This is a genomic window from Bradyrhizobium sp. USDA 372 (genome assembly GCF_053629095.1).
Map to the genome: position 1 here is coordinate 1,783,875 of NZ_JBRJHR010000001.1, position 21,808 is coordinate 1,805,682.

General features: G+C 62.3%; 35 protein-coding genes. 14 read left to right on the forward strand and 21 right to left on the reverse strand.

Annotated elements, in window-relative coordinates; genetic code table 11:
- The first annotated feature begins 367 nt into the window (after positions 1–367).
- Genes AB7M16_RS08685 through AB7M16_RS08695 form a run of 3 tightly spaced genes read left to right on the forward strand, consistent with a single transcriptional unit; the run spans position 368 to position 2,437 of the window.
- Positions 368–724 carry a hypothetical protein gene (locus tag AB7M16_RS08685; protein WP_246708808.1) on the forward strand — a complete coding sequence of 119 codons (357 nt, stop codon included), beginning with the start codon at positions 368–370 and terminating at the stop codon, positions 722–724.
- Positions 721–870 (forward strand): hypothetical protein, encoded by a 150-nt coding sequence (locus tag AB7M16_RS08690; protein WP_172785449.1) that lies wholly within the window; start codon positions 721–723, stop codon positions 868–870. Before AB7M16_RS08685 ends, AB7M16_RS08690 begins: the two co-directional genes overlap by 4 nt.
- Positions 871–916: 46 nt before the next feature.
- Positions 917–2,437, forward strand: a complete 1,521-nt coding sequence (locus AB7M16_RS08695) for an FAD-dependent monooxygenase (protein WP_453943666.1) — start codon at positions 917–919, stop codon at positions 2,435–2,437.
- 129 nt (positions 2,438–2,566) lie between these two features.
- Here the strand turns inward: AB7M16_RS08695 and AB7M16_RS08700 are convergent, their stop codons facing one another.
- The 7 genes from AB7M16_RS08700 to AB7M16_RS08730 form a co-directional block, all read right to left on the reverse strand.
- The gene (locus AB7M16_RS08700) at positions 2,567–4,180 is read right to left on the reverse strand and encodes an AHH domain-containing protein (protein ID WP_453943667.1); all 1,614 of its coding nucleotides are present in this window, start codon (positions 4,178–4,180) and stop codon (positions 2,567–2,569) included.
- Between the two features lie 325 nt (positions 4,181–4,505).
- On the reverse strand, positions 4,506–5,162 hold the full coding sequence (locus tag AB7M16_RS08705; protein ID WP_453943668.1) for an imm11 family protein: 657 nt from the start codon (positions 5,160–5,162) through the stop codon (positions 4,506–4,508).
- Positions 5,163–5,363: 201 nt separating this feature from the next.
- A complete protein-coding gene (locus AB7M16_RS08710) occupies positions 5,364–6,149 on the reverse strand; it encodes a DUF4261 domain-containing protein (protein WP_212255403.1) in 786 nt (261 codons plus the stop codon).
- A gap of 150 nt (positions 6,150–6,299) precedes the next feature.
- The gene (locus AB7M16_RS08715) at positions 6,300–7,022 is read right to left on the reverse strand and encodes an imm11 family protein (RefSeq protein WP_453943669.1); all 723 of its coding nucleotides are present in this window, start codon (positions 7,020–7,022) and stop codon (positions 6,300–6,302) included.
- Between the two features lie 15 nt (positions 7,023–7,037).
- Positions 7,038–7,355 (reverse strand): imm11 family protein, encoded by a 318-nt coding sequence (locus AB7M16_RS08720; RefSeq protein WP_453943670.1) that lies wholly within the window; start codon positions 7,353–7,355, stop codon positions 7,038–7,040.
- Positions 7,336–7,578 (reverse strand): imm11 family protein, encoded by a 243-nt coding sequence (locus tag AB7M16_RS08725; protein WP_453947143.1) that lies wholly within the window; start codon positions 7,576–7,578, stop codon positions 7,336–7,338. Before AB7M16_RS08725 ends, AB7M16_RS08720 begins: the two co-directional genes overlap by 20 nt.
- Positions 7,579–7,878: 300 nt before the next feature.
- A complete protein-coding gene (locus AB7M16_RS08730) occupies positions 7,879–8,655 on the reverse strand; it encodes a DUF4261 domain-containing protein (protein ID WP_260380092.1) in 777 nt (258 codons plus the stop codon).
- 370 nt (positions 8,656–9,025) lie between these two features.
- Here AB7M16_RS08730 and AB7M16_RS08735 point away from each other — a divergent pair, with 370 nt between their 5' ends.
- The gene (locus AB7M16_RS08735; RefSeq protein WP_212255397.1) at positions 9,026–9,202 is read left to right on the forward strand and encodes a hypothetical protein; all 177 of its coding nucleotides are present in this window, start codon (positions 9,026–9,028) and stop codon (positions 9,200–9,202) included.
- Here AB7M16_RS08735 and AB7M16_RS08740 read toward each other — a convergent pair.
- On the reverse strand, positions 9,180–9,353 hold the full coding sequence (locus AB7M16_RS08740) for a hypothetical protein (RefSeq protein WP_453943671.1): 174 nt from the start codon (positions 9,351–9,353) through the stop codon (positions 9,180–9,182). The two genes, AB7M16_RS08735 and AB7M16_RS08740, sit on opposite strands and share 23 nt — an antisense overlap.
- Positions 9,354–9,683: 330 nt before the next feature.
- Here AB7M16_RS08740 and AB7M16_RS08745 point away from each other — a divergent pair, with 330 nt between their 5' ends.
- Positions 9,684–9,884, forward strand: coding sequence for a hypothetical protein (locus AB7M16_RS08745; RefSeq protein ID WP_172785457.1), 201 nt, complete (start codon positions 9,684–9,686; stop codon positions 9,882–9,884).
- On the forward strand, positions 9,881–10,105 hold the full coding sequence (locus AB7M16_RS08750; protein ID WP_172785458.1) for a hypothetical protein: 225 nt from the start codon (positions 9,881–9,883) through the stop codon (positions 10,103–10,105). The genes AB7M16_RS08745 and AB7M16_RS08750 overlap by 4 nt, the downstream gene beginning before the upstream one ends.
- Here the strand turns inward: AB7M16_RS08750 and AB7M16_RS08755 are convergent.
- The 5 genes from AB7M16_RS08755 to AB7M16_RS08775 all read right to left on the reverse strand — a co-directional run bounded on the left by AB7M16_RS08755 (position 10,099) and on the right by AB7M16_RS08775 (position 12,220).
- Complete coding sequence (locus AB7M16_RS08755; RefSeq protein WP_260380096.1) at positions 10,099–10,368, reverse strand: DUF6894 family protein; 270 nt, start codon at positions 10,366–10,368, stop codon at positions 10,099–10,101. The two genes, AB7M16_RS08750 and AB7M16_RS08755, sit on opposite strands and share 7 nt — an antisense overlap.
- 127 nt (positions 10,369–10,495) lie before the next feature.
- The gene (locus AB7M16_RS08760) at positions 10,496–10,744 is read right to left on the reverse strand and encodes a hypothetical protein (RefSeq protein WP_172785459.1); all 249 of its coding nucleotides are present in this window, start codon (positions 10,742–10,744) and stop codon (positions 10,496–10,498) included.
- A 332-nt stretch (positions 10,745–11,076) separates the two neighbouring features.
- Positions 11,077–11,352, reverse strand: a complete 276-nt coding sequence (locus tag AB7M16_RS08765; RefSeq protein ID WP_172785460.1) for a hypothetical protein — start codon at positions 11,350–11,352, stop codon at positions 11,077–11,079.
- Positions 11,353–11,484: 132 nt separating this feature from the next.
- Complete coding sequence (locus AB7M16_RS08770; RefSeq protein ID WP_172785461.1) at positions 11,485–11,676, reverse strand: CsbD family protein; 192 nt, start codon at positions 11,674–11,676, stop codon at positions 11,485–11,487.
- A 187-nt stretch (positions 11,677–11,863) separates the two neighbouring features.
- Positions 11,864–12,220 carry an Ig-like domain-containing protein gene (locus AB7M16_RS08775; RefSeq protein WP_453943672.1) on the reverse strand — a complete coding sequence of 119 codons (357 nt, stop codon included), beginning with the start codon at positions 12,218–12,220 and terminating at the stop codon, positions 11,864–11,866.
- A 226-nt stretch (positions 12,221–12,446) separates the two neighbouring features.
- On the opposite strand from AB7M16_RS08775, the gene AB7M16_RS08780 reads away from it, so the two are divergent.
- Positions 12,447–12,707 carry a DUF3551 domain-containing protein gene (locus AB7M16_RS08780; RefSeq protein WP_453943673.1) on the forward strand — a complete coding sequence of 87 codons (261 nt, stop codon included), beginning with the start codon at positions 12,447–12,449 and terminating at the stop codon, positions 12,705–12,707.
- Between the two features lie 85 nt (positions 12,708–12,792).
- On the opposite strand, the gene AB7M16_RS08785 is transcribed toward AB7M16_RS08780, so the two are convergent.
- Positions 12,793–12,984, reverse strand: coding sequence for a Myb-like DNA-binding domain-containing protein (locus AB7M16_RS08785; protein WP_172785463.1), 192 nt, complete (start codon positions 12,982–12,984; stop codon positions 12,793–12,795).
- Positions 12,985–13,262: 278 nt separating this feature from the next.
- Complete coding sequence (locus AB7M16_RS08790; protein WP_172785464.1) at positions 13,263–13,490, reverse strand: hypothetical protein; 228 nt, start codon at positions 13,488–13,490, stop codon at positions 13,263–13,265.
- Between the two features lie 39 nt (positions 13,491–13,529).
- Between AB7M16_RS08790 and AB7M16_RS08795 the strand changes: the two genes are divergently transcribed.
- The 6 genes from AB7M16_RS08795 (at position 13,530) to AB7M16_RS08820 (ending at position 18,053) form a co-directional block, all read left to right on the forward strand.
- Positions 13,530–13,817, forward strand: a complete 288-nt coding sequence (locus tag AB7M16_RS08795; protein ID WP_260380099.1) for a hypothetical protein — start codon at positions 13,530–13,532, stop codon at positions 13,815–13,817.
- A 140-nt stretch (positions 13,818–13,957) separates the two neighbouring features.
- Entirely contained in the window at positions 13,958–14,278 is a 321-nt protein-coding gene (locus tag AB7M16_RS08800; protein ID WP_172785466.1) for a hypothetical protein, read from the forward strand.
- Positions 14,279–14,302: 24 nt separating this feature from the next.
- A complete protein-coding gene (locus tag AB7M16_RS08805; RefSeq protein ID WP_260380100.1) occupies positions 14,303–14,929 on the forward strand; it encodes a hypothetical protein in 627 nt (208 codons plus the stop codon).
- A gap of 149 nt (positions 14,930–15,078) precedes the next feature.
- On the forward strand, positions 15,079–15,264 hold the full coding sequence (locus AB7M16_RS08810) for a hypothetical protein (protein ID WP_025037635.1): 186 nt from the start codon (positions 15,079–15,081) through the stop codon (positions 15,262–15,264).
- Positions 15,265–15,410: 146 nt separating this feature from the next.
- Positions 15,411–16,697: an NRAMP family divalent metal transporter gene (locus AB7M16_RS08815; protein WP_453943674.1), complete on the forward strand. Its 1,287-nt coding sequence runs from the start codon at positions 15,411–15,413 to the stop codon at positions 16,695–16,697.
- Between the two features lie 141 nt (positions 16,698–16,838).
- Positions 16,839–18,053: a mandelate racemase/muconate lactonizing enzyme family protein gene (locus AB7M16_RS08820; RefSeq protein ID WP_453943675.1), complete on the forward strand. Its 1,215-nt coding sequence runs from the start codon at positions 16,839–16,841 to the stop codon at positions 18,051–18,053.
- Between the two features lie 113 nt (positions 18,054–18,166).
- On the opposite strand, the gene AB7M16_RS08825 is transcribed toward AB7M16_RS08820, so the two are convergent.
- The 6 genes from AB7M16_RS08825 to rocF all read right to left on the reverse strand — a co-directional run bounded on the left by AB7M16_RS08825 (position 18,167) and on the right by rocF (position 21,279).
- Positions 18,167–18,445 (reverse strand): hypothetical protein, encoded by a 279-nt coding sequence (locus AB7M16_RS08825; protein ID WP_453943676.1) that lies wholly within the window; start codon positions 18,443–18,445, stop codon positions 18,167–18,169.
- A gap of 168 nt (positions 18,446–18,613) precedes the next feature.
- The gene (locus AB7M16_RS08830) at positions 18,614–19,123 is read right to left on the reverse strand and encodes a PRC-barrel domain-containing protein (RefSeq protein ID WP_172785471.1); all 510 of its coding nucleotides are present in this window, start codon (positions 19,121–19,123) and stop codon (positions 18,614–18,616) included.
- A 226-nt stretch (positions 19,124–19,349) separates the two neighbouring features.
- Positions 19,350–19,559, reverse strand: a complete 210-nt coding sequence (locus AB7M16_RS08835) for a hypothetical protein (RefSeq protein ID WP_260380102.1) — start codon at positions 19,557–19,559, stop codon at positions 19,350–19,352.
- Positions 19,538–19,762 (reverse strand): hypothetical protein, encoded by a 225-nt coding sequence (locus tag AB7M16_RS08840; protein ID WP_453943677.1) that lies wholly within the window; start codon positions 19,760–19,762, stop codon positions 19,538–19,540. The genes AB7M16_RS08835 and AB7M16_RS08840 overlap by 22 nt, the downstream gene beginning before the upstream one ends.
- Positions 19,759–20,178, reverse strand: a complete 420-nt coding sequence (locus AB7M16_RS08845) for a hypothetical protein (RefSeq protein WP_212255383.1) — start codon at positions 20,176–20,178, stop codon at positions 19,759–19,761. Before AB7M16_RS08845 ends, AB7M16_RS08840 begins: the two co-directional genes overlap by 4 nt.
- A 123-nt stretch (positions 20,179–20,301) precedes the next feature.
- Complete coding sequence (rocF, locus tag AB7M16_RS08850) at positions 20,302–21,279, reverse strand: arginase (protein WP_172785474.1); 978 nt, start codon at positions 21,277–21,279, stop codon at positions 20,302–20,304.
- 262 nt (positions 21,280–21,541) lie between these two features.
- Between rocF and AB7M16_RS08855 the strand changes: the two genes are divergently transcribed.
- Entirely contained in the window at positions 21,542–21,802 is a 261-nt protein-coding gene (locus AB7M16_RS08855; protein WP_172785475.1) for a hypothetical protein, read from the forward strand.
- The last annotated feature ends 6 nt before the right edge of the window (positions 21,803–21,808 follow it).

The window sequence follows — 21,808 nt, forward strand, 5'->3', positions numbered from 1 at the left end:
ATATGCGCGGCAGATCGCGCGATGAGGCGCGATCGTTTCGGGCGCGAACCCTATCTCCGGTCCCGGAGACCGCAGCGGCGCGGGGCTAACCGCGCCCGGCGCCGCGGGCCGGCACGTTCGCGCGTGCACGGCCAGCAATGGTTCGGACGACGGCGCGCCGATCGGCGCTCCCTAACGCGTTATCCAAGCGAGTGCGTGGCCGTAATGCGCCGCCGCCGTCCGATCTCGAAACCGAGACGAAAAAACCCGCGGCGGATGTCGTCCCGCGCGGGTGAACCAAACTCGTTTCGATGATGTCATTCTGCCGGTGTTTTGCCCGACGTGTCAAACCCTGTGTTGCGCGCGATTGTCGTCACGCGAAGCGAAAATGAAAATGCCCGCTGCAGATTGCTTCCCGCGCGGGCCAACTCAAACTCGTTTCGATGATGCCATTCTGCCAGTGTTTTGCCCGACGTGTCAAACGAACGAATTCGCGCAAGCCGCGTTGGACAATCAGGAGCGACCGGCCATGACCACCAAGACGAACTCACCCGGCACATCGCCAAGCAAGACGGCGCAAAATCGTCCGCCCTCAAAGCCGCGCATCGACAAGGAGCACGCCACGCAGCAAGCGATCGTCGAAGACGCCGGCGAGACGGCGGACGACGATCGCGATCTCGCACATGGCGAGGGCGGCACCATGGATCTCCCCACCAAACCCGGCGATATGTCGAAGGACGATTGAGCCGCCTGACCAGCGGCGCGCATCTCGATGATGCCATTTACGAAGGTGTTTTGCCCGACGCGTCAATCGACAGCGCGCAAAACGGAAAGCCCCTCCTCCCAGCTCAATATGTGGTGCGCAAGGGGCTTGCTTCAAGCCCCCGATGATCGCGTAAGACCCCTCGACCCGAACAACCAGTCGAGGGGTCACGACATGCCTTTCCTGCTTCCGACGTCCCGGTCGCGCAACCGAACCAGCGCGGAACGCGCAGCCGCCGGCCATGCGGTCATCATCGCCGGCGCCGGCCCGACCGGCCTGATGCTGGCCGCCGAGCTCGCGCTGGCGCAAATCGACGTCGCCATCGTCGAGCGGCGCGCGAGCCAGGACATCGTCGAGACGCGCGCCGGCGGGCTGCACGCGCGCAGCATCGAGATCCTCGATCAGCGCGGCATCGCGGGTCGCTTCCTGCGCGAAGGGCAGATCACCCAGCTCGCCGGCTTCGCCTGGACCAGGCTCGACATCGGCGATCTCCCCACCCGCCATCCCTACGGGCTCGCACTGCGGCAGAACCACATCGAGCGCCTCCTGGCCGAATGGGTGGCCGAGCTCGCGGTGCCGATCTATCGCAGCCGCGAGGTGACCGGCTTTGCGGAAGACGCGACCGGCGTCGAGGTCACCCTGTCCAGCGGCGAGCGCTTGCGCGCGCTTTATCTCGTCGGCTGCGACGGCGGCCGCAGCCTGGTGCGCAAGAGCGCCGGCATCGACTTCCCCGGCTCTGAACCTTCGCTCAGCAACCTCATGGCCGAGGTCGAGATGCGCGAAGAGCCCCAATTCGGCCTGCGTCACGACGCGCTCGGCTTCCACGGCCTCAGCAAGACCGGAAGCGGGCGCGTGCTGGTCGTGCTGACGGAGGCTGATCTCGCGCACGACGGCGAGCCCTCTTTAAGCGATCTCAGCAAGGCGCTGAACGCCGTCTACGGCACCGACTTCGGCGTCAACAATCCTGCCTGGATCTCCCGCTTCACCGACGCGGCGCGGCAGGCGGCCTCCTATCGCAGGGGCCGCGTGCTGCTCGCCGGCGATGCCGCGCACATTCATCATTCCGTCGGCGGCCAGGGCCTCAACATCGGTGTGCAGGACGCGGTCAATCTCGGCTGGAAGCTGGCGCAGGTAGTGGGTGGCATCTCGCCCGAGAGCCTGCTCGACACCTATCACAGCGAGCGCCATCCCGTGGCCGCGCGCGTGCTGAAGAACACCGTGGCGCAGATCGCCCTGCTCCGCCGCGGCGACGACGGCCGCAAGGCCGCGCGCGAGGTGATCGCCGAGCTGCTCGCCATGGACGAGCCGCGACAGCGCCTTGGCGCGATGATGAGCGGGCTCGACATTGCTTACGATCTCGGCGAAGGCCACGCGCTGCTCGGCCGCCGCATGCCCGATCTCGACATCAGAGTCGACGGCCAGACAATCGCGCTGTTCACGCTGCTGCACGGCGCGCGCGGCGTGCTGCTCAATTTCGGCAAGCCGGGCGACATCGACATTACGCCCTGGGCGGATCGCCTTGCGATCGTCGATGCCGATTACGACGGCCCCTTGCAGCTTCCGGCCATCGGAGCGGTCCCCGCGCCGGGCGCGGTGCTGGTGCGGCCCGATGGCCATGTGGCCTGGGTGGGCGACGAGAGCAGTTGCGGACTTGCGGAAGCGCTGACGCGGTGGTTCGGGCCGGGTGGCGGGTAAAAACGTCTCATGCGCCGCCAGAACAAACAAGCCCGCGGCAGGCCGCGGGCTTGTTCCGAATTCTTCGATGATGCCATTCTGCCAGTGTTTTGCCCGACGTGTCAAACGACGCTCGCTCCGCCGCAAAGGTCATTCCGGCGGAAGCAAAGGCCGTATCCAGCGCGAGAACCATTCCTCGCTGTCATTGTGCGGATTGACAGGGCCGTTCACTCCGAAGATCGGTGGAGGAATGAGATAGCTCGGCTCGTCCGCAAACACGCCGATCGGCTTGCTCGGTTGAGGCTGCTGGCCGCGAGTGGCCGGGACGGTCCAACTACCAAACCGCTCGTCGAATTCGGTAGGCGGCAGATACGGGACTGGCGCACTGCCCGATGTGAACACGTTGGCCGCGTTCGTCTCATTGACACGGGCGAGACGGCGAACGTCTTCGGGCGCGACTGATGCTGCGGTAGATGTGGGCACGGCTGGGGGATCTTTCGCGGGCATGGTGCCAGCCGGGGCAGCGACCCACTCCCCGAAGCGATCGGCAAGAGTGCCAGCGGGCGCCTCGGGATCTAACGAGGAAGCTCCGCTCAGCTGCGGCCTGAAGGTTGATGCCAAAACGCCCCTGGTGCTGGCCGCGTTGTCAACGCTCAGTCCATTGTTCGATGTGGTGTGCGCAGGCGCTCCTGTCGAGAACACTCCTCCGCGAGGAGTAGAAGCCCCCATCGTCGCGCCGGAACCTTCCTGCGCATTGGCAGCGCGCGTAACCGCCAAAATGCCTCCGATGCCGAGCAGCCAGGGGAGGAGAGAGGGAGCCGCCAAGCCGACGGCGGCCCCTCCGGCCATCCAAGGAAGTGCATTGCGCACCACAGGTGTGCCGCCCGCTAATGGATTGTCGTAATATGGATTCGCCATTCCGGAGTGCGGGTCGGATAGGAGCACCAGCGGGTCCGATGGCGCGGCCGTTGTCGGAGGCAACTCACCGAGCCGTTGTTCCTCGGGACTTAGCGATGGAAAGGCTGGCAGCACGCTCCTGAAGCGTGGATCGCTCGGCGTGAATCCCTCGTTCTCGTTTAGGTCGGGACGATCGGGTGGAGATAAGCCTCGCAGGCGAGTGTCGATCAGAGAGGGGACGAGCCCCGGCGCATCCGGGATAGGGTCGACGCCCGTGAAATGCAGCGAGATGGTGCCTTTGCCAGAGCGTCTTAATATTTCGTTCCTCTCTGCCATGCTGAGACCACTCGTCGGCGACAAAAGCGGAAAAGCCAAGGCCGCATCTCGCTGACCGGCATCGCGCAACTGGTCGACGGTTTCCTGCATCTGCCGGATTTGCTCTGCGTGGTCCGCCGCGTATGTCCCGCGGTTTTGGAACCATTCACGGTTCTTACCATTTCCTTCCTCGGTCGTTAGTCCCTCTGGAGTATTGGGGAGCAGATGACCGTTTGCTACCGCGTACTTGGCAGCGGCTACAAGCGCGTTCACTTCGGAAGCTATCTCGTCCAGCGCGCGCTCATCGCCCGCATCAGCAAGGTCGAACTTTGGAGACACCTTGAGATTTTCAAGACGCTCAAAAAAACCGTCGTGGTACGTTCCGAGATGTCCCCCCGTATGCGGGCTCGAACCAAGCTCCGTCGCCAGAGGCTGTCTGGACGGCAACGTCACCAGATTTCGAACTCCATCGATGTTAAATCGTTTTCCCAAGAGCCGGATGACCGGATGATCTGCAAATTTCTTCGGCAAAACGTGATGATCTTGAAACATGCGACGGTTACTTTCTGGCGCAGGCCGGCATTCGAGCTGCTGGTGATCGCAGCCGGCTGGTCTGATCTGAAATGCTTTGGTGGATGGCCAGCAGCGAGGGCCGGCCTCTTCGTGCGCGCTAGATACTGATGCGGTCACCGGGCCGGCATCGCGGTCGGTGCAGGGCGCCTACAAGGCCATCAGGGTAATGGTGGCAGCATTCGCATACTGCGAGGGCAACCGGGGCATCCGCCCCGGGTGTCGTGCAAATGTCTTCTGCAAAAGAGCGATTCAGACGAGCCAAGAACGGGCCAGTCAGATCTCTACCTATCTCAAGGTGCGGAAACTAGGGATCAAGCCCTTCGTAGTTGCCGTAGGCATATCCGAAGCTTAGGCCTCGCACACCGGCAGCCTTACAGGCGCCCTTCATTACCTGATCACAAAGAATCCACTGCTCCAAAAAGCGTGGCCGGAAGATATGAGCCGAACCGATAGCCTCTTCTCGGAAGACATAGCGGGAAATTGCCGTGCCATTGTAGCGCCGGTAATCTGTCCCATCGTCCAGGACTTCGACGATCGATTTTTCTTCGTCAATGACGTCGAGTCGGCGCACGACATCGCAAAGCCAATAAACCGGCGCATCTCCCTTCAGCGACCGCGTTTCGCACTTCAGAAACGCGACCCCCTCTCGATCCACGGCTTCGAGAACGCTTTTCATTCGATCGGATACGAGCCAAAAATCGTGAAACATCTCCCAATCGACCGGCGGCCTCCCAAGCGATTTGTCAATCAGCAGCCTTGGCGTTTCGGATAGCGAAGGAAAGCCTCGCTTGCCTCTCGGCGGCCGGAGCACGCGGCCGATGCCCAAGGCGGCAAAATTCTCCAATTCCCACCCGGGGGGCTTGCTAATCCTGGAATTCAGTTTGATGCGATAGAGCCTTGGCGCCTTTCTCTTTCGACTTCCATCAGAGGGCGTAGCCATAGACGATCTCTCCGTTCGCATCGCTCATCATTTCGACGTCCATTCTGCCTGCAGAATTTCGTCTTCGTTCCTCGTGACGATGGGCGCTCAACAATAAAGCCCGCGGAATCCCGCGGGCTCGATCCTTAAATCTTTCGATGATGCCATTCTGCCGGTGTTTTGCCCGACGTGTCAATTGATGGGCTGGGGGGCGCACCAAGGGGGGCTGCATTTCTGAAAGTTTCATCGAAAAGAGTCTGCGACCTCATCCGAACATGAAAACACGGGCACCCTACTGAAGACTTGGGAATTCCGATACTGAACCGCGATCCGCTCGGTTGTGCTTGCACCGATCGTGTCGCCGTCCTTCACCACGTTTCCATGCTCGATCAGATACACGGAAAGTCCTGCCACCTTGTCGATCAGTTCGGACAGCGTCAGCTTGGCGGTCTCGAACTCGATCTCGCGACCTGCGAAGGTGGACAAGCCGACAGTGATCGCGCCGATCTTCCGATCCGACTGGAAGGGAAGAATGTCGACCCACAGTGTAAAGGGATAGCTGGGAAACGGTGCAAAGGAGCGGCTCGACTCTTCCAACCAAAGGCCGGACGGTCGCGCCACCCGGCCATCCCAAACCACGCCGCAACATTCCGGCATAGCGGCGATCAACGCGCCGACCACCGCGGTGGTGATGCGCGCGGCGACGAGAGGCTTCTCGTTCTTTGCCAGCGCCGAGACGACCAGGTGACCGCGATGCCGGGCGGCCACCGCCTTGCCCTCCGGCCATATCGTGGCAGCGCGCGCCCACAGACCGGCATCGTCCGGTATCGGGGTCGGCATCGGCATGACGGCAACAAGCTGGTTGCCGCAGCGAAGGAGCGGCGAGCTTGCTTTGACCTGTCGCTCGCCTGGATCGTTCGGCTCCGTCATCAAATCAGGATGTCGCGCGCGAAGGATCTTGGCGACGAGCGACATGTCGGGCGTGACCGGTCGGTCCAGCAAGACAAAACTAATAAACGAGTTACTCATGAACTGCCCCGCCGAGCGCTTCGGGCGAGACACGCGCCTCGCTCACAGGCTGAAACATTCAATAGAACAAACAGGGAACAATGTCAACAAAAACATCTTGCACTCGTCCACCACCGCAGCGAGCCCAACAACAATCGGCAAAGAGCACCTTTAAGATGTTCGGCGCGGGATCAGAGGGAGATCCGACGCGTCTTCGAACAACATGCCCCTGAGGCCTGCCGACCTCCAGGCATCCTTCAGGGCTCCGTCACATATGACACAATCTATGGCGTACGCCATTCTAAATACATGCGCATCGCCAACCAATTCGTCATTGAACACGAGCTCGACGTCACCCCAAAAATCGTAGACTTTCTGGCCGAAATCTACAGAGCCTGGATCGTCGCAAATCCCGATGTTCAACCGCGATTGCTCCTCATCCAATGCGTCCAGAACACGACGCACATCGCAGAACCAGTAGCGCGGCCCATCCCAGACCCCGTTCGAAACCTGCACGTCGCAGGCGACGAAGGAAAACGCCTCTGGGTCGACGGCCTCAAACACGGTCTTAGCGCGATCAGAGATCAGCCAGAATGCATACCAGAGCTCAGAATCCAGAGGCCGGCGCCCTCGCGGATTGAACGTGACGCATGGCGTCGGCCCAGCAAAATCTGACAAGTGCCCGGGGTCGAGGAGAGAGGGGCCATCATCAGTGATCTCGAAACCACTTGGGTTGCCTGTTCGATAGAACTCCATTCTGTAGAATTTGCGTTTCCGCAATGAGGAGCGCTTGTTCTGCTTTGCCTGCTTGCTGCTCATCGGAACACATGGCCTTTTATTCGAGGTCTCGACGGATATAGAATCGCGGCTGTTCTGTCTTCCGAACAACAGCATGGCCTGTCGCCACACTCAGATTTTCAATACGTCTCGAAACCAAATTCTCTTGAGGCCCGCGACCTTGCAGGCATCTTTGAACTCTTGATCGCATATGACAGCAGAATTCTGGCATGCCATAGGGAAAATATGAGCATTGCCGATTGCTTGCTCTCTGAAGACTAGTTTGCCTCCGAAGATTAAGAACTCGTAGTATTTCTGGCCATGGTCGAGAAAGCGGATATCGTCCCGGATTCCGATGCGCAGGCGCGATTGCGATTCGTCCAGCGCGTCGAGTACGCGGACGACATCGCAGAGCCAAAATTTCGGTCCGTCATAGTGACCGCGCGTCATTTCGCACATCGCACGGCACGAATACAAAGGCCTCCGGGTCAAGCTTCTCGAAGAGCGCCTTTGTCCGGTCCGAAACGAGCCACCAGGCAAAACAGACCTCGAGATCACATGGCAGTTGACCGACCGATTTATCGAAGACGTAAGGTATCGGCGGGGTGGAAGCCGGCAGACGACGGACTCCGTGCGGAGGAAGGACACTCTCGTCTTCAAGCCAATAACCCAGCCCGCCTCCTAGAGCGAAATTGGGGACCTATTTCGTAGAAGCGGCGCTTGCGTGCTCGGGGTCGCTTCGCAACAGGAATCGCGTTCTGGTCCGTCATAACTGAGCCTCGTTGAACATCGCGCCTGCAACGACACCCGGCCGAGGCCACGGTGAACCACTCAAAAAATAAAGCCCGCGGCGTCGCGCGAGCTTCGTTCGGACTCTTTCGATGATGCGATTCTGCCAGTGTTTTGCCCGACGTGTCAACGATCGCCCTCGAACAGCTTCCACACAACGCCGCAATCTGCTGACGATGCCCGCTTACGTGGGATCATCCGTACAATAAAATACCGGCAGATCTCCGAAGACATCAGAGTTCTTGTAGCGCACTGCAATCCGCTCGCTCGCACTCGCTCCCATTGTATCGCCGTCCTTCACCACGTTTCCGTGCTCGATCAGATACACGGAAAGTCCCGCCACCTTCTCGAACAACGCCGGAAGCGCAAGCTTACCGGTCACGAATTCGATCTCACGGCCGACGAAGGCGGACAATCCCATGGTGATCGCTCCGATCTTTGCACCTGACCGGAACGGAAGAATGTCAACCCATAGCCTGAAGGGATAGTCCGGATATGGTGCGAGCGACCACCGCGACGTTTCGAGCCATAGATCGGCAGCCCGCGCTACCCGCCCCGCCCACACCACGCCGCAACATTCCGGCACGGTGGCAATCAACGCACCGATGACCGCAGTCGTAAGGCGGGCGGCGACCAGCGGCCGCTCACTTTTTCCGAGCAGCGAGACGATGATGTGGCCCTGATGGTCAGTTGCCACAGCCTCGCTTTCCGGCCAGGTTCGCGCAGCGCGCGCCCAAAGCCCGGGATCCTGCGGAATGGGTGCCGGCATCGACATGACCGCAACGAGCTCGTTGCCGCAACGGATGAGCGGCGAATTCGCTTGAGCCGGTTGCGACTCTTCACCGTTGGTCGCCTCTGTTGCCAACTCCGGATGCCGGAGGTGAAGGGCTTTGGCGACTGCTGACATGTCGGGCGTCACCGGCCTGCTCAACAAGACCAGAGAAAGAAGCGAGCCACTCATCAACTAACCCCCGCAGAAAATCCCGGTGAGCCCAAAACCTAGTTTTTCGCCCAGAGGTTGAAACGTAAAGCCTCATTAGAACAAATAGAGAACAATGTCAATCGACGTTTTTCGCTCGCGCCAGATTTCCGCAAGATAACTATACCCAAACTCTGAAGCGGACTGGCGGCCGACCCAGCATTGGCGCCGCACTGCAAGGGCGGTTCGCAATAGCACTCGCGGAAAAGGGGTTCACGCAAACATCAACGAAGACCGCGCGCCGTCCTCACGGGCGCCGCGACGTTCGCCACACACCCGGGCAGCCCCACCAGGAACAAGCGTCAACACACCGCGTTCCCTCACCATGCATGGATCAACCGACGATCCCCTGTTGGCGCGCGCCGATGCCGCCCTCCGCGAAGCCGAGCGGCTTCGCCTCGCCCTGATCCGCGAGTGCGCAATTGCACAAGCCATCTGTCACGACGCCGCGCAAACCCGCACGCTGCAATCAGGCCTCTCGCCGGCGATCGCGATTGCGCTGACGGTCAACGCTCCTCGTTCGGCGTAGCGTCGGTGCCCGGGCCGAAGGGCTCGTGCGTCCTGCGTCCCAGAAACGTATCGGGTGGCGGCTGCTTCAACAGCTCGCGGCTTTCGCGCACGATCTGGCGCATGTGTTCGGCCTGGTCGTGGTCGACAGGCAACGGCCGATAGACGGGCATCGCGATGCTCCCTTGCTTTGCAGGCGGGAGCGCGCTCGGTCTCTCAGCCACCGACGCCTACGGGCAGAGCCTCGGCCGGTGATGTCACCACAACTATCACAGGTCGCTTTGGTTCAATATTGAACTTTAGGACTCGCGGGACACATAATGAGTAAGCCGCTCAACATGCTCAAGCTTCTCGCGAAAATTAATCCGCGCAACATATCAAATGATGTGACTCGCCTCTGCCAGCGGCGTAAGCTTGATCCATCACCGCAAGGCCCGTGGCATCGATCGGTGATGAGAACGCCGATTGCGCTCCCGCCCGACCTCAAACGAGGGAGCAGCGCCATGCTGACAAGACGTCGTTTCAAACAGACCAGAACCCTGACCGAAAGACTCGCGGACGAAGCCGCGCGCTGCCGCGAGGAAGCCCGCACGCTGACGCCCGGCCGCCGCCGCGACAGGCTGCTGCGCCAGGCGCGGCAGGACGAAACCGCCATGCAGATCGACGCCTGGCTGCGCTCGCCCGGCCTGAGGGCGCCGACATGATGCAATATCGCGCTTATCTCATCGGCGAGGATGGCGTCTTCCGCTCCGCCGAAGCGTTCGAAGCTCCCTCGGATTCCTCCGCCCTCAGCTTTGCGCAGCGGTTCACGCGGCTCGGCAAGGTCGAGGTCTGGCAGCTCGGCCGAAAGATCGCGGTGCTGGACTCCGAGCAGTCTCGGCCGCCGTTGCACGAGCCGTCCCGGCCGACGCTGACCCGTCAATGACCGCGTGACTTCGGTCCCGACCTGAGATCCTCGATCTGGAAGTTGAACTTCACCTGCATGACAGGGCCGCTCGCATCGCGCACCTCGATCGCCATCTCCTGCCGGTCGCCGGTGAGCGGCGCGGAGAGCACCGCATCGCGCGCCAGGTCGGCAACCGACTTGGCGGCCTCGGCCTGAACTGCGCGCGCGCTGGACAACTCCAGGCCCTCCTCGTCCAGCGCAATTCCCTTGTCGTCGCGAAGGTCAAAGTAATATCGGGTCATGACCGTAATCCTCTGCCCGCTATAGTGCAGAGGACGAGCAAAGGTTTCTAAAGGGCACGAAATTTCCCTTGGAATCAACTGGTTCCGGGAACACAGCAGAGACGCGCGCCGGGCCAGCTTGCGTCGGCTACTCCTCCGCGAGCTTGCGCTCGATATAGGCGTCCACCGTCTCGGCGAACGAGCGCTGCACGCCGACCGCGGCGTCGTGCTGGTCGAGTGCGTCGCGCTGCAGCACGCGCAGGCCGCGCCCGCGCATGCTCACAGGTGCCGTGTTCAGAAACTGGTCGATGGCGCCCTTGGCAAGCGGGATGGCCTTGGGATCGCCCCTGGCGATCAGGAGCCGTAGCAGGCTCTGGCATTCGGCCAAACCGGGCATGGCGTCTCTCACCTTTGCTGCGATTTCGGCTTCGGCCGCTCTACCTTCTGGGTATGGGTGCCGAACAGCGCCAGCAGCAGCGCGACTTCTTCCTTCGAACCGATCTGGATCATGATTGTTCTCTCCGTTTCGCTACGTTGGTCGGAGCCGGCGGGCGCCGAGTTCAGGACGATCTGGTTTCAGCATTGTTTCAGCCGTGTTTCGTCAGCGCCCTGCACCGCGCCTTCGGCCGGCTTGTGTGCACAATTGAACGCTGATCTCTCGCTTTCGCCGATCACAACCCATTTCTCTCTTTCTCACGTCTCGCCAAAGTCCGAACATTGATGCTTGTCTTAGGCCTTCGGCGGCTTGAGGAAGCCAAAATAGAAGCAGACCAAAAATAGAATGAGATGGACAATGGAACGGCCACCGCTGACCTGCGGACTCGCGACAAAATCTGTTCCCAACAGAGGCACCGAAACGTCGGCGAGATAGAGATAAAACAAAATGCCCGACGATACGAAGAACGCGCCTGCCAAGAATTTGCGGAAGCCGACATCTCGCCAAGCGAAATAGAGGCTTCCGCCAGCCATTATGATGGCCGCACCAGCATAGAGGGCAATGATCATGCTGCCTCACCCGGTTGCGGACGCGCCCCCAATCGACCGGCGAATGACCTGAACGGGTCTCGCGCTTGCCGTGGGCTTGACAGAAACGGAAAGCCGCCCTGGGGCGGTTAGTTTCAGACTTTCCTTTTCTGCCTATTTCTTGAGGGCGTCAGAGGCGTCCCGCGCTGCGTCCTTCACATCTCCAGCGACGTTATGGGCGGATCCCTTGGCCTTATCCAACTTGCCTTCAGCTTCCAGATCCTTGTCGCCGGTGAGCTTGCCGGCCCCTTCTTTGATCGCGCCTTTTGCCTTGTCGGCGGCGCCCTTCACATGTTCACGGTCCATGATCGATATCCTTTCCTGTGTAGAAGACGAGCACAACGAAATCGGTGCGCTGTCGTTCCTGCGAGACGCCCGCGTGAGGCGGGCTCCTCAGGACGAGGCCGGAATGCGTGGATGCAGGTTTCAGCACTGACGCCGATGAGCCTCCTCCTGAGGAGGCGCGTCAGTGACAACGCCCCTCCGATGGCTGCTACTCTATCGTCGCATTCACCGTCATGACCGATTTGCCAGAGCCGTATGGACCCTTTCCTTCACCATAGATGGCGAACGTATCGGTGCCCTTGTAATTGGCTGCCGCGGTGTACCTGAACGTCGTTACGTTGACTTGTCTGAGCTTCCCGTGCGCGGGCTTCCGGGACACGCCGGAGCTATGCATCGCTCCCGGAATTCGCATCGGGAAATTGCACGTTTCGCCCGACCTGACCGCGAAGTAGGCCGTCATGTCCACGCCGAACACGGATGGGTTACCGGTGACCCTGCACTCGGAGATGGCGAAGGCCATAGCCGGCGTCAGGCTCAGCACAGCAGCGAGAGCGAATATCCGCATGCTCATCTCCTGTTAGGACCAAGCGGCATCCGGGGCCATTGATTTCCAAGGGTGGGGATAACCATTGACTTGAATCAACATTCGACCGGCGACGACCAGGCGATTGAAGAGGCGGAAGTAGCGACTTTCCTTGGTTGATGGCTGGCGGCCTGCGGATTGCCTTTTGAGGCACCACCCCTTTCCGGGATGTTCTATAATCCGTCGGCTCTAAATGATGGAGGGTCAAATGCGACTCGCTTTGCTTATTGGGGTCCTGCTGATGGAGCTTTCTTCAGCAGCAAACGCCCGCGATTATCCCTGGTGCGTCTTCGGTGGCCATGCTGGCCCCCCCGGCGAATGCATGTACGAGACGAGGGAGCAGTGCCTGGCTTCGGCATCGGGACGGTGGACCAGCTATTGCGATATCAATCCGCGCGTGAGATTCCAGCAGCAGGCACCGCCCCCGACAGCATGTGACTCTCGCGGGCGCCGGTGCGCGCCGAGATGAAGCGTTCAGCGCAAGGCCGCCGCGTCGCGGGTAAAGCAGACATCGACCCTCTGACCGAGCGTTGACTAGTCCGCACCAGCGCGCGCTATTTGCCGCGCTTCGAAGTGCCGGTGCCTAGCGCAATGCCGTGCTGCCAGGCCCGCACCCGCACCGCCGCTTCGCTCCGATTGAGCTCTGCCGCAATCTCGTCGGGCCGGCGTCCGGCTTCGGCCAGCGCTTTCAGCCGCTCATGCTCGTCCGCTGTCCACCTCTTCAGCAAGGGATAGCGTGATTGCATGGTTGGAGCTGGCTCACCCGTTCATTCAAGTGCGACGACAATCGGCCGAGGCGGACCAAGTTCCTATCCGTGGCGGACGGGCCATAGCACGGGCTTTGCGAGGTGAACTTAGCAAAAGTTAAGCCCGCGACGGATCGCTCCGCGCGGGCCTGGTTTCGAGCGCAAGGCTCGGGTGAGACCTTCGTCTCAGTGCATGTGGCCGATCAGATAGATGCCGCCGCCGAGAACGATCACGGCCGGGACGGCCCAAAGCAGAAGTACGGGCATCGCTTGCCTCCTCAGTTCGAGGTGCAGACCTTGACGGACTTCATGCCGGTCTCGGCTTCCGACCTGGTCTTGTACACGGTGTCGCCGCTGACGACCGTCGTTTCCGTGGTCGTCGGCTTCGACTCGGTGATGGTGCACTTCTTGGTCTTGACGTCCTGAACCACGTAGAACGTTTGCGCAAACGCGGGAGCCGCAACTGACGTCAGCACGGCGGCAGCAATGATTGCTTTGATATTCACGGTGTCCTCCTCCAGCAGCCCGGTCGATCCAGGCGTGTGTTGTACAAACCCGAGAAATTGCCAGTTGTTCCCGGTCATTCCCCGAACCAATTCCGGCTGATTGCGTTGGTGCGCGAACAGGAGGCTTCGATGCTCGACTTGCGGCTCGTGACGACTTCCCTGGCGGTGCTCGCTGCGCTGATCAGCGTGGCGCTGGCTGAGCCCGTCAAGGATCAGGCTCCACCGGTGGTTCAAACTGCCACCGAAGCCCGTCCCATTCGCGTGATCCTTCCGGCGCCGTGGGAGCCCACCAAGGGCCAGGCCGAGTCTGTGCAATCTTCAAAGTAGCAGGCGTCGGTCGAGCGGCGGCCGCAGCTCGGTCGACATTGTCGCGGCCAAAGCGCCGCAGCAAACTCCTCCAAAACAACAGCAACCATTTCGAATCTCACCTGTTGTCGCCGGCACAATCACTTGCAGGAGACAACAACATGAAACGTCTGACAGTGCTGGCCGCAACCTTGTTGCTGCTCGGTTCGGTGCCCGCGGGCGCCCAGTCGCAGCCGGCGCAAAGCGGGCCGGGCAACAACGCGGTCAACAGCTCCGACCAGAACAACTCCAACGCACCGGTCGCGGGCCGCAACAGCTTCACCGAAGGACAGGCGAAATCGCGGATCGAGGGCGCGGGATATTCCAACGTCTCCGGCCTGCAGAAGGACGACAACGGCGTCTGGCGCGGCAAGGCCGACAAGGCCGGCACCAAGACAGACGTCAGCGTCGACTTCCAGGGCAACGTCAACCCCGCCAAGTAATCCGCGAATTCAGGAGATCCAGACATGACGACCACCATCTCTCGCCTGTACGACAATTACGCCGATGCCGAGCGGGCCGTGGCCCGGCTCGAAAGCGCCGGCGTGCCGCATTCCAACATCAGCCTCGTCGCCAACAATTCGGACAATTGGTACGGCTCACGCTCCGGCAAGGTCGATCGTGACCGCGACGGCGTCGACGATCGCGCCGAAGGCGCCGGCACGGGTGCCGGCATCGGCGCCGGGCTCGGCGGCGCCGCCGGCCTGCTCGCGGGTCTTGGCCTGTTGGCCATCCCCGGCCTTGGCCCGGTGGTCGCGGCCGGATGGCTCGCCTCGACCGCGGCAGGCGCGGCGGCTGGCGCGGCCACCGGCGGAATCATCGGCGCGCTGACCGAGGCCGGCGTCTCCAGGGAAGACGCATCGCGTTATGCCGAGGGCGTCCGCCGCGGCGGCACGCTGGTGTCCGCGAAGGTGCCGGACCAGGACCGCGCGCGCCTTGATGCGCTCCTGCACGAGCGATCGGTCAACCTTCAAGAGCGCAGCGCCGCCTGGCAGAAGTCCGGCTGGACCGACTTCGACGCCGCCAGCCCGCCCTTGTCGCCGGAGGATATCGGCCGCGAGCGCGAACTCTACGGCGTGGGCTCGCGGCGATAGGGCAGCAAACCTCCGACACGACAAAGGCCCCGCGATGCGGGGCCTTTTAACTTTGTCTCAAATGCCGCAAAGCGGATTGGGCGAAGTGAAATCTCTTCGCCTCATGCTGGGACATGTCGCCTGGACGGGGCAAGCCGGAGAGATCTCCCATGTACTACGTCGCCGCTGCATTGCTGGTGCTGTCGGGACTGTTCTATTCCGCGAGCCGTCACGAGCTCGGCCAGTTCGGTGCGGACGTGTGCAGCTATGGCAGCACGTTCTGCAACAATCCGGTGGTCCTCTTCACCGGCGCCGCGCTGGCCGCCGCCTGGGGCATGTTCGTCAGCATCAAGTAGCCGATGATGGCAATCTAGACCTGTTTTGCCCGACGGAGCAAACTCACTTAGCATTTTCGAAAATCAGCCGCCGGCGGCGGCAGCGGGAACTTATGTTCCTTGATTCGCATTTGCTATGACGACGTCCGCACCGTTCGAGCCCATTCATGAGCGACAGCGCCCTCACCCCGACGAAATCCGCGCCAACGCTTCTGCAACGCTTGGGGCCCGGCCTCGTCACCGGAGCTGCCGACGACGATCCGTCGGGCATTGCCACCTATTCGCAGGCCGGCGCGCAATTCGGCTACGGTCTGTTGTGGACGGCGTTTCTGACCACACCGTTCATGATCGCGATCCAGCTCGTCAGCGCGCAGATCGGCCGCGTCACCGGCAAGGGCCTCGCCGCCAACGTCATGCGGGTCGCACCGCGCTGGGCTGTGCTGGCGCTGGTCTCGATGCTGGTCGCCGCGAACACGTTCAACATCGCCGCCGACATCGCCGCGATGGCCGAGGCGCTCTCGCTCGTGATCGGCGGCCTCAACCACGAGCACGCGCTGATCTTCGCGGCGGGCTCGACCCTGCTGCAGGTGTTCCTGCCCTATCGCCGCTATTCGCCGGTGTTGAAATTCCTCACACTGGCGCTGTTCGCCTATGTCGCGACCGCCTTCACGGTGCAGATTCCCTGGAGCACGGCGCTGCTCGCCGCGGTGTGGCCGAAGGTGAACGTCAGCAGCGACTATCTCCTCATGGTGGTCGCCGTGCTCGGCACCACCATCAGCCCCTATCTGTTCTTCTGGCAGGCCTCGCAGGAGGTCGAGGAGATGAACCAGGGCAAGCGCGACAAGCCGCTTCGCGAGCTCAAGCGCGGCGGCAGTCACGAGCTCGACCGCATCAAGATGGACACGGTCTCCGGCATGCTGCTCTCCAACGGCATCGCCTTCTTCATCATCCTGACCACCGCATCGGTCCTGCACGCCAACGGTGTCACCAATATCGGCTCGGCGACGGAAGCGGCCGAAGCGCTGCGGCCGCTCGCGGGCGATTTCACCTTCGCCCTGTTTGCGACCGGGATCATCGGCACGGGCCTGCTCGCGATTCCGGTGCTGGCGGGCTCGGCCGCCTACGGCGTTGCCGAGATCTTCGGCTGGCGCGCCACGCTGGAGGCCAAGCCGGACGAAGCGGCCGGCTTCTACACCATCATCGCCGCGGCGACCCTCATCGGCTTCGGCCTCGGCTTCACCGGCATCGACTCGATCCACATGCTGGTGTGGAGTGCGGTGCTCAACGGCATCGTCGCCGTCCCCATCATGGCGATGATGATGCTGATCGTCTCGAGCCGCGCGCTCATGGGCCGCTTCAGGGCCCGCTCCTGGCTGATCGCGCTGGGCTGGCTCGGCACCGCGCTGATGGCGCTCGCCGTTCTCGCTTTGCTCGGCTCGTCGGTGATTGGCTGACGCAAGCGCTGCTTCGGACGCGCTGCCGCGTTGCATCCTAGCGCCCTTCCCGCGGCCCCGCGCTTGGCCTAACAATGCGGTCCGGGCCCGGCCTGAGATCGGGCCGAAAAAAGAAGCCCGGCCGGGCGAGTAGGGAGCGACATGACCAAATCATCAAAAGCAACAAGCCTCGAAATCCTCGCCTGCGATGCCGGCTGGAGAAACTATCATTTCGTCAAGCTGACGACCGAGGACGGCATCGTCGGCTGGAGCGAATTCGACGAAGGCTTTGGCTCGCCCGGCGTCGGCGCCGCGATCCAGCGCCTCTCCGCCCGCGTCATCGGGCAGAACGTCTTCCAGCACGAGCGCATCTTTGCCGAATTGTTCGCGGCAACGCGTCCCGCGGCCGGCGGCGTGGTGGCGCAAGCGCTCGGAGCGATCGAGAACGCGCTGCTCGATGCCAAGGCGAAAACCCTCGGTGTTCCCTGCTATGAGCTGCTCGGCGGCAAGATCCGCGATCGTGTCAGGGTCTACTGGTCGCATTGCGCCACCTGGCGCATCAATCACCCGTCCTGGTACAAGCCGCCGATCGAAAGTCTCGACGGCGTCAATGCCATGGGGCGCGAAGTGCGCGAGAAGAAGTTCACCGCGCTCAAGACCAACATCTTCTCCTATGACGAGGGCAAGCCGACCGGCTGGCGCCCCGGCTTCGGCTCACCTTTCGCGCCCGAGATCAACGTCGACCGCAAGATCCTGCGCGACCTGCACATGCACCTGGAAGCGATCCGCGACGGCGCCGGCCCCGACGTCGACATCCTGCTCGACTGCAACTTCAACGCCAAGACCGAAGGCTATCTGAAGATCCTGCGCACCATTGCCGACCTCGACATGTTCTGGGTCGAGATCGACAGCTTCAATCCGGACGCGCTCGGCTATATCCGCCGGCAAAGCCCGCACCCGATCTCGTCCTGCGAGACGCTGCTCTCCTTGCGTGAATTCCTGCCGTATTTCCAGGCGCAGGCCATGGACGTCGCGATCATCGACACGCCCTGGAACGGGGTCTGGCAGTCGATGAAGATCGCCGCGGCGGCCGAAGCCTTCGAGGTCAACGTCGCCCCGCACAATTTCTACGGCCATCTCTGTTCGATGATGAACGCGCATTTCTGCGCCGCGGTGCCGAACCTGCGCATCATGGAGATCGACATCGATCGTCTATCCTGGGATCGCGAGCTGTTCACGCACGAGCCGGAGATCGAGAACGGCCATCTCATCATCCCGAACCGGCCTGGTTGGGGCACCGAGCCGAACGAGGAAGCCTTGCGTGCCCATCCGCCGAAGACCAGTGGCGGGCTCCTCAACTACGGCCGCAAGAGCTGAGCGGAATGGCATTAGGTCGAATCGATTGCCACGGTCTCGGTGCACCCTCTCCCGCAAGCGGGAGAGGGAGCGCACCTCCGTCGTTGCGCGATCAAGCCTCATCGCATCGCGCGTTAGGGCGTCACGGGATTGACGGTCGGAGAGGTCTTCGGCCGCTGCGGCTCGATCGGCGACTTCGGATCGGTCGGGAGCACCATGGCGCCGGCGGCCCGTGCCGCTTCGCCCGTGGTCGCAAACATCGCGACATGGGCCGGCTGTGTCTTGGCCCGGCTCCACGGCCCGTGGTCGATGATCAGCATGGCCGCAATCGTCACACCCGCCACGATCAGCGCGATCACGCCGGGATGGCGGAGAGCGTTGGAGATGGAATGCGCGAGGCTAGCATTTGTCATCGAAGGATCCGCATTTTTCCTCTCGCAGGTTAATTCGGTCGAGCGCCCTCCGGTTCCCCTGCCGTGAGCAGGTTCCCGAGCCGGCACAGGGGCAGATTCATGGTGTGCGAGAGCCCAACAAAAGAGGGCCTCCATTCGGAGGCCCTCGGATCCATCAGCAATCGGTCTTTAGTTATAGTCCGAATACTTGAACTGCGGGAGCGCCTTCAGCTGCTCCTTGTTTCCGCTCATGACCGCATGGTCGGGTACCCAATCATTGGTGTTGCGGCTCGTGGCATTCGTCGATGCCGCACCGGTCGTGGTCTCGCGCGAGGCGGGCGAGTTGCTGGTCGAGCTGGTCCGGACCGGCTCTTCCATGAACTTCAGCTTGTCGATGGAGACGGCGATATCGTGCTCGCCCATCCCCAGGAAGCCGCCGATGCCGATCACCACTGCGTTGATCTTGCCGCTCTTGTCGACGAGCAGCTCGTTGATGTCGCCGAGCTTCTCATTGGCCTCGTTATAGACGTTCAGGCCCATGAGCTTCGAGGCGCGCCAATTGTCCTTCAGCATCATCTTGTCGGCCGGCCGCGCGGTGGCAGCCGGAGCCGCTTGATCAGCCGGCTGAGCGGATTGCGCCAATGCGGCACCGCTGATCAAAGCGCTGCCGATCAGAGCTGCGGCAAAAGTGGTTTTCATCGATCGTCTCCTCCAGTGAGCCGGCATCCCGATGGATGCCCGCCCAAGAACGTCTGGATATTCCACTTGTTCCCGGCTGGGCACTCTGGGCGCAAGCTCTAAGCGTCGAACACGACGCGCAAAGCCATCACGATGATTGCTGAGATGAGAAATGAAATCGCGAGCAGGGTCCAACTCGGCCTCGTGCTCGCGCGGGCCAGGCGGACAACCAGCATCTTCAAGCACCTCAACATTCATCCCTGGGAAGTCGGTGCAGGTAGGCTATCCCGAAGCAGGCAAGCTCTTCGGTATCGCTTCGGTGCTCTTCCCATCTCCTCTGCAGATGGCGTTCCAGCAGACAACGCCGGGTGTCGTCGGCAGCGACCTCGGGATGCCGCGCCCGGTACACTGTCCAGGCGATGTCCGCGGCGTTCTTCAAGGCGATGTCGTCGACCATCCCCGCTCTCCGGAAAACCGAACCTCGTCGCGTGCCAACTCAAGGACAGCTTCCAAGGTTTCCGCTTTTTCCCGGTCTTCGACCATTTGATGATTCAGGGCGACTTGATCGGATTGCCTCTTGATCAGATTGCCTTTCGGCGCGTCGCGGGCCGCGCTCGAAATGGTCCGGGCCTTTCTCTCGAAGGGGGCGGTTTCGCTCACCAATCTCCGAAGAAGGGGCCGTGCCTCTCGAAAGCCAGCCGCGGTCCGGGCGCTCGTCTCGATAGCCTTGCCGAGCGCTTGGCCTGCGGGCGGCTCTGCCAGGATCGACCGGCGGGCGGCTCTTGCTTGGTCTTGGCAGGAAGTGCTGCAGGCATGGCGGCCATCGCTTCGCGAATCGGCTGCGGCGGCGCTTCGAGCGGCGGCTCGGCCTGCGCGATCTGCGGAAGGTCGGCACGCGGTCGAGTGTCGAACACGATCTTCTCCGGAAGAGGTGTCGCCGATCGGATCCGGATCGTCGTTTTGGCGGGTTCGGGCGTATCGGCCCGTGCCAGCGGCGCCGGAAGATAGCGCTCCGCCGCGAAGATCAGCGCCAGGAGCAGCCCGCCGACAAAGACGAAGTATCGAATGATCGGCATGACGGCCACTCCGCGCCGCAGCGCGCGGCCTGCGAGAACCCACCAATCACGGCAAGGTTCCGAGGTATTGCCACTTTTTCCCGAAATGAGGATCGAGCTGTCAGCTGTCGCCTAGGCGCCGCTTCACTCGCCCGGCGCGATGGCATTGCTCGGCGTCGGCCGGTCGGTGATCTGCTGGCCGAACAGGCTGCCGATCAGCTCGACCGCGGTGCGCGCGGTCCGACCGCGCTCGTCCAGGAACGGATTGAGCTCGACGATGTCGACCGATCCGACCACGCCGGAATCGTGCAGCAGTTCCATGATCAGGTGCGCCTCGCGATAGGTGGCACCACCCGGCACGGTGGTGCCGACGCCCGGCGCCACGCAGGGATCGAGGAAATCCACATCGAAGCTGACATGCAGCACGCCATTGCTCGCCTTGACGCGCTCGATGACGCGGCGGATCAGGACGGCGACGCCGAACTCGTCGATCTGGCGCATGTCGACGATCCTGATCCGGCGCGAGCGCATCAGCTCCTTTTCGAGCTTGTCGATCGAACGCGCGCCGAACAGATCGAGTTTGTCCGGGAGAATCGAAGCGCGCGGATCGTCGCCGAGCAGGCCGTCAAGGCCCGGCTCGCCGCACAGGAACGCGGCTGACATGCCGTGCATGTTCGCGGTGATCGTCGTCTCCGGCGTGTTGTAGTCGGCATGGGCGTCGAGCCAGAGCACGAAGAGTTCGCGGCCCTGCTCCTGCCAATGACGCGCCATGGCATTGACCGACCCCATCGACAGCGTGTGATCGCCGCCGAGAAAGATCGGCAGCGCACCACTTGTCGCGATCTCATAGCCTCTGCGGCTCAGGACGCGGGTCCAGCGCTGGATTTCGCGGTAGTGATTGGCCATTTCGGGCGGCCTGTCGGTGAGGTCCAGGACTTCGGCTACCGACAGATCGCCATAATCAACGACCTCGAAATCAAGGCTTTCCAGCAATGTCGCAAGGCCGGCGGTGCGCAGCGCCGCGGGCCCCATCAAGGTGCCGCGTTGCGAAGCCCCCATGTCGATGGGAGCACCGAGCAAGGCGATGCGCCGGGCTCGATCCGTCATGGTCCGGTCGGTCACGGCTGCCTCCTGACATCAGCAAGGTTGACCCAGCCTAACAGAGATTCGCACCCGTCGTTTCCCGGGGAGCTCGCGAGCCGCCGGCATATCGTCAGGAACAAAATTCCCTGCGCTGAATTGCCCATCCAAGGCCGGCACCCGCCGTCAATCACGGCGCCTGTCGCGGATAGCCAAAGGTCATCAAGACCCGCTGTTCAGAACGAGCGCTCGCGCGGATAGCCAAAGGTGCCGGCTTCCATCAACACGCCTGGAGGTCGCGCCCTTGAGCACGGAGATACCGCAATCCACGTCCCAGCCCGGCATGGCCGAGCGTGCCATCGATACGGCCGCGGACGTCTCCCGCACCATCGGTGAAGTCGCCGGAGGCCTGCACGCAGCGGTCGACCGCCTGACCTCCGCAGTCGAGGAATCGCGCAAGCCCGGCGGGGCACTCGCGACAGTCGCCGCGATCACGCGCGAAGCACCGCTTGCGAGCCTGTTCGTCGCTTTCCTGTTTGGCGTCGCGGTCGCGCGCCGGCGGTAGCTTTTC